Raw genomic sequence first — 12,825 nt, 5'->3', positions numbered from 1 at the left:
ACCAGCCCGTCCGGCGTGTGAGGACGAGGCCCGTTCAGGGCCGAAGCGGGGTCCGGGGGCGCAGCCTCCGGGGACGGGGCGGGAAGGGGCGGCGGGGGCGTAGGAAGCATGTGGCCGTATGCGCTCTACCGTCCCGCCTGTGACGGTGGCAGTCTGCCGTTCATGGGGGCGACGAAAAGGGTCCCGCGAGGGGCGCGTTGGTGGCGGCGGCAGGCACTCGCCGCCGGATTCGCCGTGGCCGCCGTGGCCGGCGTCACGGCGTGCGAGGGAGGCGGACTGAGCTCCGCGGCCGTCGCGCTCACGACCGACGAGACCGTGACCAAGGAACTCAACCGGCAGAAGACCGAGGTCCGCTGGCTCAGCTGCACCGCGACGTTCGGCGACAAGGACGACAAGGGCGGCAAGGGCGGCAAGGACGGCAAGGGCGACGGGAACGGCTCCTCGTCCGGCGGCGAGGACACCGTCGCCTCCGTCGACTGCCAGGGTGAGACGCAGGACGGCAAGGAGATCACCGTGACCGGCAGGGTCACCCACGCCGTCAACGGCGCCTGCGTGCGCGGGAACATCACCGCGAAGGTGGACGGCAAGCAGGTGTTCCACGTCGACGGCCTGGGCGACTGCGACTCCACGAGCCCGCCGCGCGTGGGCGAACCCACGCAGGGAGAACCCCGCCCCACCGTCACCGTGACCGTCACGACGACCGTGTGGTGCGATCAGTACCCGTCCTGTCGCCCCGTCGAGGGCAAGTGATCGGAACCCCTGTCCAGGACCGCCCGAGCCTGCATAGGGTGATCGGGTGACACAGCCCGCATCGGTCGCATCCGCCGCTTACCTCCGGTTCCCGCATCTGCACGGCGAGTTGGTCGCCTTCACCGCCGAGGACGACGTGTGGCTCGCCCCGCTCGACGGCGGCCGCGCCTGGCGGGTCAGCGCCGACAACGTGCCGGTGACCCAGCCCCGCATCTCGCCCGACGGCACCACCGTCGCCTGGACGTCCACGCGCGACGGCGCCCCCGAGGTGCACGTCGCACCCGTGGACGGCGGCCCCGCCCGGCGCCTGACCCACTGGGGGAGCCTCAAGACCCAGGTGCGCGGCTGGACGGCCGACGGCCGGGTCCTGGCGATCAGCGCGCAGGGCCGGGCCAGTCTGCGCCGCACCTGGGCCCGCGCCGTGCCCCTCGACGGCGGCCCCGCCGGCACCCTGCCCTACGGTCCCGTCGGCGACGTCGCGCAGGGCCCGCACACCGTGCTGCTGTCCGCGCCCATGGGCCGCGAGGCCGCCTGGTGGAAGCGCTACCGGGGCGGTACCGCGGGCAAACTGTGGATCGACCGCGAGGGCGACGGCGAGTTCGTCCGCCTGCACGAGGACCTCGACGGGAACATCGAGTACCCGCTGTGGGTGGGCGACAGGATCGCGTTCCTCTCCGACCACGAGGACACCGGCGCGCTGTACTCGTCCCTCGCCGACGGCTCCGACCTGCGCCGGCACACCCCGCTCGGCGGCTTCTACGCCCGGCACGCCGCCACCGACGGCACGCGCGTCGTCTACTCCAGCGCCGGTGAACTGTGGCTGCTCGACGACCTCGACGGGGCGGAGCCGCGCCGCCTCGACATCCGGCTCGGCGGGCAGCGCGTCGACCTCCAGCCGTTCCCGGTGAACGCCGCCCACTGGTTCGGCTCCGCGTCCCCCGACCACACCGCGCGCGGCAGCGCCGTCTGCGTGCGCGGCACCGTCCACTGGGTCACCCACCGCTCCGGACCCGCCCGTGCGCTCGCCGCGACACCGGGCGTACGGGCCCGGCGGCCGTGCGCCTTCCGCGCGGACGGCGAGGAGTGGGTGGTGTGGGTGACCGACGCCGAGGGCGACGACGCGCTGGAGTTCGCGCCCGCCACCGGCCTGGCCCCCGGAGCGACCCCGCGCAGGATCGCCGCCGGGCAGCTCGGCCGGGTCGTGGAGCTGGCCATGGCACCCGACGGCAGCCGCGCCGCGGTCGCCTCGCACGACGGGCGCCTCCTCCTCGTCGAGCGCGAGACCGGCGAGGTCCGGGAGGTCGACCGCAGCGAGGACGGCGACGTCTCCGGGCTGGTCTTCTCGCCCGACTCCGCCTGGCTCGCCTGGTCCCACCCCGGCCCGCGGCCGCTCAGCCAGCTCCGCCTCGCCAACACGACCGACCTGTCGGTCACCGAGGCGACCCCGCTGCGCTTCCAGGACTACGCGCCCGCGTTCACCCTCGACGGCAAGCACCTCGCGTTCCTGTCGACCCGCTCCTTCGACCCGGTCTACGACGAGCACGTCTTCGACCTGGCCTTCGTCGAGGGCGTACGCCCTTACCTGATCACCCTCGCGGCAACCACCCCGTCCCCGTTCGGGCCGCAGCGGCACGGCCGCCCCTTCGAGACGCCGGACCGGGACGAGACGCCCGACAGCGAGGGCACCCCGACCACCCGCATCGACCTCGACGGTCTCGCCGACCGCATCGTGGCGTTCCCGGTCGAGGCCGCCCGCTACACCAACCTGCGCGCCGCCAAGGACGGGCTGCTGTGGCTGCGGCACCCGGTGCGGGGCGTGCTCGGCGCGTCCCGGGCCACCCCGGACGACCCCGACCCCAAGACCGACCTGGAGCGCTACGACCTCGCCCAGCAGCGCCTCGAGCACCTCGCCGTCGACGCCGACCACTTCGAGGTCAGCGGCGACGGCAAGCGGGTCCTGCTGTGGACCGACGGGCGGCTGAAGGTCGTCCCCAGCGACCGGCGGGCCTCGGGCGACGAGGACAGCGACTCCAACATCACCGTCGACCTGGGCCGGGTCCGCCAGTTCGTCGACCCGGCGGCCGAGTGGCGGCAGATGTTCGACGAGAACGGCCGCATCATGCGGGACAACTTCTGGCGTCCCGACATGAGCGGGGTGGACTGGGACGCGGTGCTGGACCGCTACCGGCCCGTGCTCGACCGGCTGGCCACGCACGACGACCTGGTGGACCTGCTGTGGGAGGTGCAGGGGGAGCTCGGCACCTCGCACGCCTACGTCACCCCGCGCGGCGGGCACGGCGGCAGCGGGGCCCGCCAGGGGCTGCTGGGCGCCGACATCTCCCGGCACGAGGACGGCACCTGGCGGGTCGACAGGATCCTGCCCGCGGAGACCTCCGACCCGGACGCCCGCTCGCCGCTCGCCGCGCCGGGGGTCGCCGTACGGGCCGGCGACGCGATCGTCGCCGTCGCGGGGCGGCCGGTCGACCCGGTGACGGGACCCGCGCCGCTGCTGGTGGGGACGGCGGGCAAGCCCGTCGAGCTGACCGTGTCGCCCGCGGGGGGCGGTGCGCCGCGGCACGCGGTCGTCGTCCCGCTCGCCGACGAGGAGCCGTTGCGGTACCACGCCTGGGTCGCCGACCGGCGGGCCTACGTGCTGGAGACGTCCGGGGGCCGACTGGGATACATCCACGTCCCCGACATGCAGGCGCCCGGGTGGGCGCAGATCCACCGCGACCTGCGGGTGGAGGTGCTCCGCGAGGGGCTGGTCGTGGACGTGCGGGAGAACCGGGGCGGGCACACCTCGCAGCTCGTCGTCGAGAAGCTGGCCCGGCGGATCGTCGGCTGGGACCTGCCGCGCGGGATGCGGGCGGAGAGCTACCCGCGCGACGCGCCCCGGGGGCCGGTCGTCGCGGTGGCCAACGAGTTCTCCGGGTCCGACGGGGACATCGTGAACGCGGCGATCCGGGCGCTGGGGATCGGGCCGGTGGTCGGCACGCGGACGTGGGGCGGCGTGATCGGGATCGACAGCCGGTACCGGCTGGTCGACGGCACGCTGGTGACGCAGCCGAAGTACGCGTTCTGGCTGGAGGGCTACGGGTGGGGGGTGGAGAACCACGGGGTCGACCCCGACGTGGAGGTCGTGCAGCGGCCGCAGGATCACGCGGAGGGACGGGACGTCCAGCTCGACGAGGCGGTCCGGCTGGCGCTTCGGGCGCTGGAGTCGACGCCCGCGAAGGTGCCGCCCGCGCTGCCGTGAGCCGCACGCGGCGGCCGCGGGCACGACTGCCCGCGACCGGGTCGGTAGCATGCCTGCGTAGGTGATCGCCGGGTCGAGGAGGGCGTATGACTGGGGAACCTCAGGACGACTGTCTGTTCTGCAGGATCGTGGCCGGGACCATCCCGGCGACGATCGTGCGGGAGACGGAGACGACCGTCGCGTTCCGCGACATCAACCCCCAGGCGCCCACCCATGTGCTGGTGATCCCGAAGGCGCACCACCGCGACGCCGCCGCCCTCGCCGCCGCCGCGCCCGAGCTTGCCGCGGACGTGCTGCGGGAGACGCAGGCCGTCGCCGACGAGGAGAAGCTGGAGAGCTACCGGATCGTCTTCAACACCGGCAGCGGCGCCGGTCAGACCGTCTGGCACGCGCACGCCCACGTCCTGGGCGGCCGCGGCCTCGACTGGCCCCCCGGATAGGCAGCCTTGTCCGTCCGCGAACTGGTGGTGCTCGGCACCGCCAGCCAGGTCCCCACCCGGCACCGCAACCACAACGGCTACCTGCTGCGCTGGGACGGCGAGGGCATCCTCTTCGACCCCGGTGAGGGCACGCAGCGCCAGATGCTGCGCGCCGGGGTCGCCGCCCACGACCTGAACCGGATCTGCGTCACCCACTTCCACGGCGACCACTCCCTCGGGCTCGCCGGGGTGATCCAGCGCATCAACCTGGACAAGGTGCCGCACGAGGTCACCGCCCACTACCCGCGCTCCGGGCAGCGCTTCTTCGAGCGCCTGCGGTACGCGACCGCCTACCGCGAGAGCGTCCGCCTCGTCGAGGCGCCCGTCGACACCGACGGCCCCCTCGCCCGGACACCCGGCTACACGCTTCAGGCGCGGCGGCTGTCCCATCCCGTCGAGGCGTACGGCTACCGGCTCGTCGAGCCCGACGGCCGGCGCATGCTGCCCGACCGGCTGGCCGCGCACGGCATCAAGGGGCCCGACGTCGGCCGCATCCAGCGGGAGGGCTCGCTCGGCGGCGTCCCGCTGGAGGAGGTCAGCGAGGTGCGGCGCGGGCAGCGGTTCGCGTTCGTCATGGACACCCGGCTGTGCGACGGGGTGTACGCGCTCGCCGAGGGCTGCGACATGCTGGTCATCGAGTCGACGTTCCTCGACGAGGACGAGGAACTCGCCGTCGAGTTCGGTCATCTGACGGCCGGGCAGGCGGCGCGGGTGGCGCGGGAGGCGGGCGTGCGGCATCTCGTCCTCACCCACTTCAGCCAGCGCTACTCGGACCCGGAGGAGTTCGAGCGGCAGGCCCGGGCGGCCGGGTACGAAGCCGAGCTGACCGTGGCCCACGATCTGCAGCGCGTGGGGCTCCCGAAGCGTCGGTGAAACGGCCGTACGATGGCCGGATGCCCGTACCGAAAGCCGAACTCCACCTTCATATCGAAGGCACTCTGGAGCCCGAGCTCGCCTTCGCCCTCGCCGCCCGCAACGGTGTCGAGCTGCCCTACGCCGACACCGGGACGCTCCGCGAGGCGTACCGCTTCCAGGACCTGAAGTCGTTCCTGGACCTGTACTACGCGCTCATGACGGTGCTGCGCACCGAGCGGGACTTCGCGGACCTCGCCGACGCCTACCTCGCGCGGGCCGCCGCGCAGGGCGTGCGGCACGCGGAGATCTTCTTCGACCCGCAGGCGCACCTGGCGCGCGGGGTCGGCATGGGCACGGTGGTCGAGGGGCTGTGGCGGGCGCTGGGGCGGAGCGAGGAGCGGCACGGGGTGTCCACCCGGCTGATCATGTGCTTCCTGCGGGACGAGTCCGCGGAGTCGGCCATGGCGACGCTCGACGCCGCCACGCCGTATCTCCACCGGATCACCGGCGTCGGTCTCGACTCGGCCGAGGTGGGACATCCGCCCCGGAAGTTCCGGGAGGTGTACGAGGCCGCCGCCGCGCTGGGACTGCGGCGCGTGGCGCACGCGGGGGAGGAGGGGCCGCCGGAGTACATCACCGAGGCGCTGGACGTCCTCGGTGTCGAGCGGGTCGACCACGGGCTGCGCTGCGTGGAGGAACCGGCACTGGTGGAGCGGCTGGTGCGCGAGCGCGTCCCGCTCACCCTGTGCCCGCTGTCCAACGTACGCCTGCGCACGGTGGACACCCTCGCCGGCCATCCGCTGCCCGCGATGCTGGACGCGGGTCTGATGTGCACGGTCAACTCCGACGACCCGGCGTACTTCGGCGGCTATGCCGGGGACACCTTCGACGCGGTGCGCGAGACGCTGGGGCTCGCCCCGGAGCGTCTGCGCGAGCTGGCGCGGAACTCCTTCCTCGCCTCCTTCCTGGAGGACGACGAGGAGCGGCGGGCGCGGTACCTCGCCGAGGTGGAGGCGTACGACTTCGGCTGAGGGCGCGAGCGACGGTGCCTGGGCTCCGGCTGGGCGGGGGCCCCATCGCCCCCGCGGCGCGACTGCCCGCGGGAGCGGGAGCGGGGGTTTCAGCCCGCCCCGGGTGCTCGGGTCGCCGCCGCCGTGTCGTAGGCGCGCTGGGCCGGGGCCGGGGTGCCGTCGAGGGGGATCTCGACCACCGGCTGTTCCTGGGCGCCGACCTCGGGCACCGCTCCCGTCGGGGTGCCCGTGGCGGCGGCGACCAGGGCCGCCGGGTGGCCGCCGCGGCGCCGGACGGCGCCCGGCAGCAGCGGACGTCCGCCGGTGTGCAGGGCGACCGCCGTCATCGGCAGCGCGACCAGCAGCAGCCCCGCGCCGAGCACCGCGCCCATCGCCGGGAACCCGGCCTGCGCGGACAGCACGCTGCCGGTCAGCGGACCCGCCGCCGTGCCCAGCGACGAGGCCGATCCGACCAGCACGGCCCAGCGCCCGCGCGGGTCCAGCGAGGCGGCCAGCCCGATCAGGTACGACAGCACGACCGGGTAGACCGTGTTCCAGGCGATCTCACCGGTGGCGAAGCTGCCCAGCCCCGTGGCCGAGGCGCTGAGCGCGATGCAGCCCGCGATGAGGACCGTGCCGCCGCCGATGGGCAGCGCCCGCCCCAGCCGCGACCCCAGCGCGCCCGCGGCGAGGACGCCCAGCAGCCCGGCGCCCAGCGCCACCGCGAAGACGACTCCCACGGTCGGTTCGGACAGGTGGGCCTGGCCGACCCCGATGCGTCCGCTCACGCCCCACAGCGCGTTCTGGGCGAGCGACCACAGCAGCATGGTGCCGGCCAGGACCGTCCCCGAACGCCGGCGCGGCAGGCGGGCGGCCGCCGGGTCGGGGCCGTTGGGGCGCGGGCCGGGCGTGCCGACGGGCAGCCGGGAGGTCAGGGGCCACACGGCGAGCGCCGTGAGGGCGATGGCGGCCAGGGTGACGCCGTGGCCCGGCAGGTGCGGCACCGTCAGGTACACGACGCCCGCGAGCGCGGAGACGCTGAGCAGTCCGAGGGTGGACGCCCGGTGCGGATCGCGTTCCGCGGCGATCCGGGTGGCGGCGACCGTCGTGGCGGTGCCGGAGCCGAAGCCGCCGATCACCGCGCCGGCCACGACGGCCGGGACGGCGCTGGTGAGGGCGGCTCCGCCGTAGCCGAGGACGGCCAGGACGAGACCCAGCCGGGCCAGGGCCCGCGCGCCGACCCGCTCCACGCGGGAGGCCAGGAGGAAACCGGCCGTGGCGGAGCTCAGCAGCAGCGCGCTGCCGACGGCTCCGGCCTGCGTGGCGGAGAGGCCGAGCCCACGTTCCAGCCGGCCGACGGTGGTCGGCAGCAGATACGGGGCGAGGTACCCGGCCGTGAAAAGGGCGACGAGGGGCCAGGGAGTGGTGCGAGGGGCGAACACGGGCGTTCCCGGGGCATGCTGAAGGGACGGTGCGAGAAGAAGAAAGAGGGGGAGCGACGACCGTCGACCGACAGGAACGCGCGGCCAATTTGTATCAAGCCGGGGAGGGGCGACGGGAGGGCGGCGGATGTGATCTGGATCACTCTTCCGTTTGGGCTTCCGGAAGCCTGGGTAACAGCGTCGGCCGTGATGGGCGAATGCCTTGTCACCTGCGGGAACCGTGCCCCTGCAGAGTGACGGGGGTCACGTTGTCGGTGGTGTGGTGCACACTGGCCTGATCGGCACCATGGCAGGGAGCGCACCGTGATGGCGTCCACCGGGAAGGTACGCGTCGAGGGACCCTACTGCTCGTCCCCGTTCGACCCCCTCGCCGGCCTGCGCGCGCCGGACGACCCGCCCTGGGACGTCTACCTCACCGGGACCGTCTTCCTCGACATCGTCTTCACCGGTCTCGACACCGCCCCGGTGCGCGGGACCGAGTCCTGGGCGCGCGGGATGGGGTCGAGCCCCGGCGGCGTCGCCAACATGGCCACCGCCCTCGCCCGGCTCGGTCTGCGCACCTCCCTCGCGGCGGCCTTCGGCGACGACCACTACGGCGAGTACTGCTGGGACACGCTGGAGCAGGGCGAGGGCATCGACCTCTCCCCGTCGCGCACCGTGCCCGGCTGGCATTCGCCCGTCACCGTCTCCATGGCCTACGAGGGCGAGCGCACCATGGTCTCCCACGGGCACGAACCGCCCCCGGACGAGCCGGCCCCCGACTGCCCGCCCCGCGCGCGTGCCGCCGTCGCCTCGCTCACGCCCGGCCGCACCGCGTCGTGGATCGCGCAGGCCGCGCGCAAGGGGGCGCGGATCTTCGGCGACGTCGGCTGGGACGACAGCGGGGAGTGGGACCTGGCCCGGCTGCCCGACCTGCGGTACTGCGAGGCGTTCCTGCCGAACGCGCAGGAGGCGATGCGGTACACCGGCACGGACTGCCCGCGCGCGGCCGCGCGCGCCCTCACCGACCACGTGCCGGTCGCGGTCGTCACCCTCGGGGCGGAGGGCGCCTACGCGGTGGACCGGCGCACGGGGGAGACGGCGTCGGTCCCGGCGATCGAGGTCGAGGCGCTGGATCCGACGGGGGCGGGGGACGTGTTCGTCGCGGGGTTCGTCACGGGGACGCTGGCGGGGTGGCCGCTGGCCGACCGGCTCGCCTTCGCGGGGCTCACGGCGGCGTTGTCCGTGCAGGAGTTCGGGGGGTCGCTGTCGGCGCCGGGGTGGACGGAGATCGGGGCGTGGTGGCGCAGGGTGCAGTCGGTCGAGGGGCAGGATCCCTCGGCGCTGCGGCGGTACGGGTTCCTGGCGGGGGTGGTGCCGCCGGAGTCGGGGCGCCCGTGGCCGCTGCGGCGGGCGGTACCGACGATCGGCTTCCGCCGGTCCGCCTGACACGGGGCGGCCCCGGAGGCAGGGAACCCTCTGCCCCCGGGCCCCGGGCCGGAAGCTCCCGCCCTGGGGTCCCGAGGGCCGCGGCCCTGACGGACGGAGCCGGTCCCCACTCGGTGGGCGGGAGAGCAGGCCGGGCCTCGACCCCGGGGGGACCGCCCCCGTTCGGGTGGGGTGACGGGCGAGGTGCGGCACGGGTGCGCGCGGCTGTTCCGGTTCGGCGGGTGAGCCGGTCGTGTGAAAAGTCCTACGGCGTTGTCACCCCTCCGTCGTACCCTGGAGACGCGAGGCCGCCCTCAGCTACGCGGCCGTGACGAGGAGGATCCGCAGGCCTTCAGCGCCGGCCCATGACTCAGACACCCACAGCTCACACCCCCGCGCAGGAGCAGGCGAGAGTGCACGTCACCGTCCCCGCCCAGCACCCCATGGTGACCGTCCTGGGGTCCGGGGACTCCCTCCTGCGCGTCATCGAGAAGGCCTTCCCGGGGGCCGACATCCACGTCCGGGGCAATGAGATCAGCGCGGTCGGCGACGCCACGGAGGTCGCCCTCATTTCGCGCGTGTTCGACGAGATGATGCTGGTGCTCCGCACCGGGCAGCCGATGACGGAGGACGCAGTGGAACGCTCGATCGCCATGCTCAAGGCGAGCGAGAACGGGGAGAGCGACGGCCAGGAGACCCCGGCCCAGGTGCTCACGCAGAACATCCTGTCCTCGCGCGGCCGCACGATCCGTCCCAAGACGCTCAACCAGAAGCGCTACGTGGACGCGATCGACCAGCACACCATCGTCTTCGGTATCGGCCCGGCGGGCACCGGCAAGACGTATCTCGCCATGGCCAAGGCGGTGCAGGCCCTGCAGTCCAAGCAGGTCAACCGCATCATCCTGACCCGGCCCGCGGTCGAGGCGGGGGAGCGGCTCGGATTCCTGCCGGGCACGCTCTACGAGAAGATCGACCCGTACCTGCGGCCGCTGTACGACGCGCTGCACGACATGCTCGACCCCGACTCGATCCCCCGGCTGATGGCGGCCGGCACCATCGAGGTCGCGCCGCTGGCGTACATGCGCGGTCGCACGCTCAACGACGCCTTCATCATTCTCGACGAGGCCCAGAACACGAGCCCCGAACAGATGAAGATGTTCCTCACCCGCCTCGGCTTCGACTCGAAGATCGTGATCACGGGTGACGTGACGCAGGTCGACCTGCCGGACGGCACCAAGTCCGGCCTGCGCCAGGTGCAGGACATCCTGGAGGGCCTCGACGACGTCCACTTCTCCCGGCTGTCGTCCCACGATGTCGTCCGGCACAAGCTGGTGGGCCGTATCGTCGACGCGTACGAGCAGTACGACAGCAAGCACGGCACCCAGAACGGCACCCACAAGGGCGGTCGCGGCAAGGCCGGGCACAAGGGGAAGTAGACCGAGCACCAGATGTCGATCGACGTCAACAACGAGTCCGGAACCGAGGTCGACGAGCAGGCGATCCTCGACATCGCCCGCTACGCGCTCGCACGGATGCGCATCCACCCGCTCTCCGAGCTCTCGGTGATCGTCGTGGACGCGGGTGCCATGGAGCAGCTGCACATCCAGTGGATGGACCTGCCCGGGCCGACGGACGTCATGTCGTTCCCGATGGACGAGCTGAGGCCGCCGTCCAAGGACGACGACGAGCCCCCGCAGGGGCTGCTCGGCGACATCGTGCTCTGCCCCGAGGTCGCCGCCCGGCAGGGCCAGGACGCGCCGACGCGGCACACCATGGACGAGGAGCTCCAGCTGCTCACCGTCCACGGCGTGCTGCACCTGCTCGGCTACGACCACGAGGAACCGGACGAGAAGGCCGAGATGTTCGGTCTGCAGGCCGCCATCGTGGACGGCTGGCGCGCGGAGAAGGGCCTCACCGGCCCGTCCCCGGCCCCGACCGTCTCATGAGTCCGACCCTCGTCCTCGGCGCGATCGCCCTGGTCGTCGTCGCGTGGCTGGCCGCCTGCGCGGAGGCCGGCATCGCGCGCGTCTCCAGCTTCCGCGCCGAGGAGGCCGTCCGCTCCGGCCGCCGGGGCAGCGCCAGGCTGGCGCAGATCGCCGCCGACCCCACCCGCTACCTCAACGTGGCGCTGCTGGTCCGCGTGGCCTGCGAGATGGCCGCCGCCTCGCTGATCACCTACGGCTGCCTGCGGGAGTTCGACGGCACGGCCGAGGCGCTGCTGATCGCCATCGCGGTCATGGTCCTCGTGTCGTACGTGGCCGTCGGGGTGTCCCCGCGCACCATCGGCCGTCAGCACCCGCTGAACACCGCCACGGCCGCCGCGTACGTGCTGGTGCCGCTCGCGCGGATCATGGGCCCGATCCCGTCGCTGCTGATCCTCATCGGCAACGCGCTCACCCCCGGCAAGGGCTTCCGGCGCGGCCCCTTCGCCTCCGAGGCGGAACTGCGCGCGATGGTCGACCTCGCCGAGAAGGAGTCGCTGATCGAGGACGAGGAGCGCCGCATGGTGCACTCGGTCTTCGAACTGGGCGACACCCTGGTGCGCGAGGTCATGGTGCCGCGCACCGACCTGGTGGTGATCGAGCGGTACAAGACCATCCGTCAGGCCCTCACCCTCGCCCTGCGCTCCGGTTTCTCCCGCATGCCGGTGACCGGTGAGAACGAGGACGACATCGTCGGGGTCGTCTACCTCAAGGACCTGGCCCGCAAGACGCACATCAGCCGGGACGCCGAGAACGAACTGGTGTCCACGGCGATGCGCCCGGCGGTCTTCGTGCCCGACACCAAGAACGCCGGCGATCTGCTGCGCGAGATGCAGAAGGAGCGCAACCACGTCGCCGTCGCCGTCGACGAGTACGGCGGCACCGCGGGCATCGTCACCATCGAGGACATCCTCGAGGAGATCGTCGGCGAGATCACCGACGAGTACGACCGGGAACTGCCGCCGGTGGAGGAGCTCGGCGAGGACCGGTACCGGGTCACCGCCCGGCTCGACATCGGCGACCTGGGCGAGCTGTACGGGCTGGAGGAGTTCGACGACGAGGACGTGGAGACCGTCGGAGGGCTGCTCGCCAAACACCTCGGCCGGGTGCCGATCGCGGGCGCCTCGTCCGTGGTCGAGCTCCCCGACGCCCGCGAGGTCCGGCTGACCGCGGAGGCGGCGGCCGGACGCCGGAACAAGATCGTGACGGTGCTGGTGGAGCCGGTGGCCCCGGCGGACCCGCCGGCCGGCGAGGAGGCGGATCCGGAGTGACACCGGGGCAACTGCGCACTCTGTGCCTGTCCTTCGACGCGGCCGCGGAGGACTTCCCCTTCAACCCGGAGACGTCGGTCTTCAAGGTGCGGGGCAGGCTCTTCGCGCTGACCGCCCTGGACGCGCGGCCCCTGAAGGTCAACCTCAAGTGCGACCCCGAGGACGCCGTCCGCCTCCGCGCCGAGCACCCGGGCCTGATCGTCCCCGGTCACCACATGAACAAGCGCCACTGGAACACGGTGACGGCGGACGGCACCCTCCCCGACCGCCTGGTCGGGGAACTGGTCGAGGACTCCTACGACCTGGTCGTGGCGGGCCTGCCGCGCGCCGACCGCCTCCGCCTCGACCGCCCCTGAGGTCCCCTTATGCTCGG

At 73.4% G+C, this 12,825-nt stretch carries 11 protein-coding genes; 10 read left to right on the top strand and 1 reads right to left on the bottom strand.

From position 1 onward, the window contains the following. The first annotated feature begins 162 nt into the window (after positions 1-162). The 5 genes from BU52_RS18570 (at position 163) to BU52_RS18550 (ending at position 6,371) form a co-directional block, all read left to right on the top strand. Positions 163-750 (top strand): hypothetical protein, encoded by a 588-nt coding sequence (locus BU52_RS18570; RefSeq protein WP_037935825.1) that lies wholly within the window; start codon positions 163-165, stop codon positions 748-750. Between the two features lie 46 nt (positions 751-796). Further along, positions 797-4,006 carry a S41 family peptidase gene (locus BU52_RS18565; protein WP_037935744.1) on the top strand — a complete coding sequence of 1,070 codons (3,210 nt, stop codon included), beginning with the start codon at positions 797-799 and terminating at the stop codon, positions 4,004-4,006. Positions 4,007-4,092: 86 nt separating this feature from the next. Next, a complete protein-coding gene (locus BU52_RS18560) occupies positions 4,093-4,446 on the top strand; it encodes a histidine triad nucleotide-binding protein (RefSeq protein WP_037935742.1) in 354 nt (117 codons plus the stop codon). A 6-nt stretch (positions 4,447-4,452) separates the two neighbouring features. Next, the gene (locus BU52_RS18555) at positions 4,453-5,358 is read left to right on the top strand and encodes a ribonuclease Z (RefSeq protein WP_037935740.1); all 906 of its coding nucleotides are present in this window, start codon (positions 4,453-4,455) and stop codon (positions 5,356-5,358) included. Positions 5,359-5,378: 20 nt separating this feature from the next. Further along, positions 5,379-6,371 carry an adenosine deaminase gene (locus BU52_RS18550; protein WP_037935737.1) on the top strand — a complete coding sequence of 331 codons (993 nt, stop codon included), beginning with the start codon at positions 5,379-5,381 and terminating at the stop codon, positions 6,369-6,371. An 89-nt stretch (positions 6,372-6,460) separates the two neighbouring features. Here the strand turns inward: BU52_RS18550 and BU52_RS18545 are convergent, their stop codons facing one another. Further along, positions 6,461-7,792, bottom strand: a complete 1,332-nt coding sequence (locus BU52_RS18545; RefSeq protein WP_037935734.1) for an MFS transporter — start codon at positions 7,790-7,792, stop codon at positions 6,461-6,463. Positions 7,793-8,098: 306 nt separating this feature from the next. Here BU52_RS18545 and BU52_RS18540 point away from each other — a divergent pair, with 306 nt between their 5' ends. From BU52_RS18540 to BU52_RS18520, 5 genes are all read left to right on the top strand, one after another. Next, positions 8,099-9,220, top strand: coding sequence for a carbohydrate kinase family protein (locus BU52_RS18540; protein WP_037935731.1), 1,122 nt, complete (start codon positions 8,099-8,101; stop codon positions 9,218-9,220). Between the two features lie 344 nt (positions 9,221-9,564). Next, entirely contained in the window at positions 9,565-10,635 is a 1,071-nt protein-coding gene (locus BU52_RS18535; RefSeq protein WP_037935730.1) for a PhoH family protein, read from the top strand. Positions 10,636-10,647: 12 nt separating this feature from the next. After that, on the top strand, positions 10,648-11,145 hold the full coding sequence (ybeY, locus tag BU52_RS18530; protein ID WP_037935727.1) for an rRNA maturation RNase YbeY: 498 nt from the start codon (positions 10,648-10,650) through the stop codon (positions 11,143-11,145). Further along, positions 11,142-12,452: a hemolysin family protein gene (locus BU52_RS18525; protein ID WP_037935725.1), complete on the top strand. Its 1,311-nt coding sequence runs from the start codon at positions 11,142-11,144 to the stop codon at positions 12,450-12,452. The genes ybeY and BU52_RS18525 overlap by 4 nt, the downstream gene beginning before the upstream one ends. Further along, entirely contained in the window at positions 12,449-12,808 is a 360-nt protein-coding gene (locus BU52_RS18520) for an MmcQ/YjbR family DNA-binding protein (protein WP_037935723.1), read from the top strand. Before BU52_RS18525 ends, BU52_RS18520 begins: the two co-directional genes overlap by 4 nt. Positions 12,809-12,825: the final 17 nt, after the last annotated feature.

The organism is Streptomyces toyocaensis (assembly GCF_000725125.1).
GTDB lineage: Bacteria > Actinomycetota > Actinomycetes > Streptomycetales > Streptomycetaceae > Streptomyces > Streptomyces toyocaensis.
The sequence above is the reverse complement of the archived record's forward strand: the minus strand, read 5'-3'. Positions and strand labels throughout refer to the sequence as shown.

Coding starts and splice junctions, on each gene's coding strand:
- BU52_RS18570 (WP_037935825.1), top strand. CDS start 163: ATGGGGGCGACGAAAAGGGTCCCGCGAGGGGCGCGTTGGTGGCGGCGG.
- BU52_RS18560 (WP_037935742.1), top strand. CDS start 4,093: ATGACTGGGGAACCTCAGGACGACTGTCTGTTCTGCAGGATCGTGGCC.
- ybeY (WP_037935727.1), top strand. CDS start 10,648: ATGTCGATCGACGTCAACAACGAGTCCGGAACCGAGGTCGACGAGCAG.
- BU52_RS18550 (WP_037935737.1), top strand. CDS start 5,379: ATGCCCGTACCGAAAGCCGAACTCCACCTTCATATCGAAGGCACTCTG.
- BU52_RS18535 (WP_037935730.1), top strand. CDS start 9,565: ATGACTCAGACACCCACAGCTCACACCCCCGCGCAGGAGCAGGCGAGA.
- BU52_RS18525 (WP_037935725.1), top strand. CDS start 11,142: ATGAGTCCGACCCTCGTCCTCGGCGCGATCGCCCTGGTCGTCGTCGCG.
- BU52_RS18540 (WP_037935731.1), top strand. CDS start 8,099: ATGGCGTCCACCGGGAAGGTACGCGTCGAGGGACCCTACTGCTCGTCC.